This window comes from Sphingomonas sp. (genome assembly GCF_025362505.1).
GTDB lineage: Bacteria > Pseudomonadota > Alphaproteobacteria > Sphingomonadales > Sphingomonadaceae > Sphingomicrobium.
The window spans coordinates 1-4464 of sequence record NZ_JANYGG010000022.1; the positions used below are offsets into that span (position 1 = coordinate 1).

Here is a 4464-nt window from a genome sequence, read left to right on the forward strand (position 1 = left end):
CTCCCATTCCATCGCGAAGCCGGCGTCGGGGTCGACCGATCCGTCCTTAGGCGGAAGGTCGCGGACGTGGCCATAGCTGGCCAGCACCTTGTGGCCCGGCCCGAGGTAAGCTTCGATGGTCTTGGCCTTGGCAGGCGATTCGACGACGACGAGTTTCAAGGCTGGTTTTCCTTACGCATGTATACGCGCGATGGTGACGGGCTCGATTTGGCCTCGTCAAGCGGTCAGGCTGACCTTGCCCCCGGCGTGGCGATCGAGGCGACCAGCGAGGTCGAGTTCGAGCAGAACAAGCTGTACCGTCCCGCTTGGCATCCCGGACAATCGCACGATCTCATCGATCGGGACTGCGGACGGCCCGAGCAGCTCCTCGATCCGAGCCCGCTCGTCGTTGCCCGCATCGGTCGCGGGATGTTCGAACGGAATGACCGGCGAAGCGACCCGCGCGATGCTCCCGAACGGGCGAATCACCTCGATCACGTCGGCGGCGTTCTGGATCAGCGTCGCGCCGTCGCGGATGAGGCCGTTGCAGCCCTGTGCGCGCGGGTCGAGCGGCGAGCCGGGTACTGCCATCACCTCGCGCCCCGCCTCGGTCGCCAATCGCGCGGTGATCAAGGAGCCCGAGCGTGGCGCCGCCTCGACGACGATCGTGCCGAGCGTGAGCCCGGCGATGATCCGGTTGCGATAGGGGAAGTGGCGCGCGCGCGGCTCGGTTCCCGGCGGCATTTCGGCGACCAGCAGCCCGCGCTCGGCGATGGCGCGCTGGCGTTCCTCGTTCTCGGGCGGATAGGCCACATCGAGCCCGCCGGCGATAACCGCGATGGTCCCGCTCGCCAGCGATCCGTCATGCGCCGCGCTGTCGATTCCGCGGGCGAGACCGGAGACAACGACGATACCCTCCGCTCCAAGGTCATGAGCGAGGCCACGCGAGAAGCGGCAGGCGGCGGCAGAGGCGTTTCGGGCGCCGACGATCGCCGCGGATGGCTTGTCGAGCAGGGTCAGGTCGCCCTTCACGGTGATCACGGGGGGAGCATTGTCGAGTTCTGCGAGGAGGCGCGGGTAGAGGCCCTGGCCGAGCAGCAAATAGCGCCCGCCGATCTTCTCGACCGTCGCGATCTCGCGCTCGGCCTCTGCCCTTGGAACGATCCGTGGCGCCGCGCCCCCGCCGCGCCGCGCGAGGTCGGGGAGTGCGTCGAGCGCCGCCGTGGCACTCCCGAACCGGCTGAGCAGGTGGCGATAGCTGACCGGCCCGATCGTCGGGCTGCGGATCAGACGGAGGCGGTCAACGAGGTCCTTCATCCCTTCTGCCCGACCCGCGGCTCGGTTCCGGATCGCAACCGCGCGATATTCTCGCGGTGTTTCCAGATCACGAGCACCGCGAAGCCGAGCAGCATCGGGAGCAAGTCGGTGCGGCCGACAATGGCCGCGGTGAGCGGGGCGCTGGCCGCCGCGAGGATCCCCGCCAGCGACGAGATCCGCGCCACCAGCAACAGACCGAGCCATACCAGCGCATAGACCAGCGCGGCGAACGGCAGCAGCGGCAGGAGGATGCCGAGAAAGGTGGCCACTCCTTTGCCTCCCTTGAACCTCAACCAGACCGGATAGAGGTGCCCGATCAACGCGCCGGTAGCGGCATATTTGATCGCCTCGGGCCACAGACCGGCGGCGAGCAGCACAGCGGCGGATCCCTTCGCCGCGTCGAGCAAAAGCGTCAGCGCGGCGAGCTTCTTCGATCCCGTGCGCAGGACATTGGTCGCGCCGATATTGCCCGACCCGATGTCGCGGATGTCTCCCTTGCCGGCGAGTCGGGTGAGGACCAGCCCGAATGGGATCGAGCCGAGCAAGTAGCCCACCAACAACGCGTAAATCACTGCCCCCGCCATGCGCACTTTGATAGCAGGATGCCGAGCCCCGGCAACGCCCCCGTGAAACTGCGGTATGTTGCGTACGCGCGACAACGCCGCCACATGCCGGACTATGGACCGCGACGCGCCTTTGTTGTTTTTTGACTCCGGGGTGGGCGGACTGTCGGTGCTTGAGCCGACGCGCGCGCTGCTGCCCAACGCGCCGATCGTTTACGTCGCCGACAGTGCCGCCTTCCCCTATGGCACGCGCTCCGAGGCCGAGATCGCCGCGCGGGTGCCGGCGCTGCTTGGAAGGCTGGTCGAACGGTTCCGACCGCGCCTGGCAGTGATCGCGTGCAATACCGCATCGACGATCGCGCTCGACGTGGTGCGGTCGGCACTCGACCTGCCGGTGGTCGGCACGGTGCCGGCGATCAAGCCTGCCGCTGAGATGTCGAAGACTCGCGTGATCGGCGTGCTCGGCACCGACGCAACGGTGCGCCAGCCCTATGTCGACGACCTCGCCGCCCGTTTCGCCAGTGATTGCACAGTTCTTCGCCACGGATCGGCGGAACTGGTCGCGCTGGCCGAAGCCAAGCTTGCGGGCGAAATCGTGTCCCCCGGCGCGATGCGGGACGCGGTCGCCCCGCTGCTCGCCCAACCCGGCGGCGAGCGGATCGACGTCATGGTCCTCGCCTGCACCCACTTCCCTTTGCTCGCCGACGAATTGCGCGAAGCCCTGCCCGGGATCGCGCTGGTCGATGGTGGCCGCGGTATCGCGCGCCGCATCGCTTACCTGACGCGAGAGCAGCCGTGGCCCGACGTCCCGGGCGAGGGCCGCGCCATCTTCACCGGCGGACCGCCCGCGCCTCCCCTCGCCGCCGCACTGGCGCGATTCGGGCTCGGTTCAGCGGGCGGCTTTTAAGCCACTGGCAAAGCGTGCGTCACGGCGGTAAAGGGCGATAGCAAGCGAGGGGTCGGGACGATCTTGGCGATGGATTACAGCAGCATCTTTCAGGCGGCGATCGACCGCCTTCACGACGAGGGCCGCTATCGCGTGTTCATCGACGTGTTGCGCAACAAGGGCGCCTATCCCAACGCGCGCTGTTTTGCCGGTCACAACGGCCCCAAGCCGATCACCGTGTGGTGTTCGAACGACTATCTCGGCATGGGCCAGCATCCCGCCGTCATCGCCGCGATGGAAGGGGCGCTCCATAACGTCGGCGCCGGCTCGGGGGGCACCCGCAATATCGCCGGCAACACCCATTATCATGTCGATCTCGAGGCCGAACTTGCCGACTTGCACGGCAAGGACGCGGCGCTGCTGTTCACAAGCGGCTACGTCTCGAACGAAGCGACGCTCGCCACGCTCGGCAAGCTGCTCCCCGGCTGCGTGATCTTCTCCGACGAGCTCAACCACGCGTCGATGATCGCGGGCATTCGCAATTCGGGCTGCGAGAAACGCGTCTTCCGCCACAACGACCTCGACCATCTCGAGGAACTCCTGCGCGAGGAAAGCCCCGAAACGCCCAAGCTGATCGCGTTCGAAAGCGTCTATTCGATGGATGGCGACGTCGCGCCGATCGCCGCAATCTGCGATCTCGCCGATCGCTATGCCGCGCTGACCTATTGCGACGAAGTCCACGCGGTCGGCATGTACGGCGAGTGCGGTGGCGGCATTTCCGAGCGCGACGATGTCGCAGGCCGGGTCACGATCATCGAAGGCACGCTCGGCAAGGCGTTCGGCGTGATGGGCGGCTACATCGCCACCGACCTGACGATCATCGACTGCATCCGCAGCTATGCGCCCGGCTTCATCTTCACGACGAGCCTCTCGCCGGTGCTGGTCGCCGGGGCGCTCGCCTCGGTCCGCCACCTCAAGCAATCGACTGAGGAACGCGCGGCTCAGCAGGCCGGCGCCGCGCTTCTCAAGGCTAAACTCACCGAACGCGGGCTGCCGGTGATGGATAGCGTTACCCACATCGTTCCCGTGATGGTCGGCTGCGCGGTCAAGGCCAAGCGCATCAGCGACATATTGCTCGCGGAATACGGCCTCTACGTCCAGCCGATCAACTATCCAACCGTCCCCCGCGGCACCGAGCGGCTGCGCTTCACCCCCGGCCCGTGCCACAGCGAGGCAATGATCGACGAACTGGTCGCGGCGCTTGAAGAAGTGTGGAGCCGGCTGGAATTGGAAAAGCGCCGAGCGGCCTGACCCGCTACTGGCGAATCCGTGACGCTTGGCGTAGGCGCTGCCGATGCGCATTGCCCTTTCCGCCGACCATGCCGGCGTCGAACTCAAGGACGCCCTGGCGGATTGGCTTGGCGAGGCTGGCCATGACCTGCTCGACCTCGGCACCTACGGCACCGCCAGCGTCGATTACCCCGATTACGGCGCCCGCCTGGCCCGCGCGCTTGGCGACAGCAAGGCCGATCGCGGCATCGCCATTTGCGGGTCGGGGATCGGCATTGCGATCGCCGCCAATCGCAACCCCGCGTGCCGCTGTGCGCAAGTCAACGAGCCCGTCTCCGCTGCCTTGGCGCGGACCCACAACGACGCCAACGCCATCGCGCTCGGCGCGCGGCTGATCGGGATCGAGATGGCCAAGGCGTGCGTCACCGC

At 67.3% G+C, this 4464-nt stretch carries 6 protein-coding genes; 3 read left to right on the forward strand and 3 right to left on the reverse strand.

The window, feature by feature from the left end; all coding sequences use genetic code 11:
* The 3 genes from Q0R27_RS01460 to plsY form a co-directional block, all read right to left on the reverse strand.
* The coding region (locus Q0R27_RS01460; protein WP_293940320.1) for a toprim domain-containing protein at positions 1 to 159 on the reverse strand (159 nt) is incomplete at its 3' end.
* Positions 160 to 216: 57 nt separating this feature from the next.
* Positions 217 to 1296, reverse strand: coding sequence for a DNA-processing protein DprA (gene dprA, locus Q0R27_RS01465; protein ID WP_293940315.1), 1080 nt, complete (start codon positions 1294 to 1296; stop codon positions 217 to 219).
* Positions 1293 to 1880 carry a glycerol-3-phosphate 1-O-acyltransferase PlsY gene (gene plsY / locus Q0R27_RS01470; protein WP_293940316.1) on the reverse strand — a complete coding sequence of 196 codons (588 nt, stop codon included), beginning with the start codon at positions 1878 to 1880 and terminating at the stop codon, positions 1293 to 1295. The genes dprA and plsY overlap by 4 nt, the downstream gene beginning before the upstream one ends.
* 94 nt (positions 1881 to 1974) lie before the next feature.
* Here plsY and murI point away from each other — a divergent pair, with 94 nt between their 5' ends.
* From murI to Q0R27_RS01485, 3 genes are all read left to right on the forward strand, one after another.
* A complete protein-coding gene (gene murI / locus Q0R27_RS01475) occupies positions 1975 to 2766 on the forward strand; it encodes a glutamate racemase (protein ID WP_293940317.1) in 792 nt (263 codons plus the stop codon).
* 69 nt (positions 2767 to 2835) lie between these two features.
* Positions 2836 to 4056, forward strand: a complete 1221-nt coding sequence (gene hemA, locus Q0R27_RS01480; RefSeq protein WP_293940318.1) for a 5-aminolevulinate synthase — start codon at positions 2836 to 2838, stop codon at positions 4054 to 4056.
* Between the two features lie 43 nt (positions 4057 to 4099).
* Positions 4100 to 4464, forward strand: a 365-nt coding sequence (locus Q0R27_RS01485; protein WP_293940319.1) for an RpiB/LacA/LacB family sugar-phosphate isomerase, incomplete at its 3' end; no start/stop codon positions are given.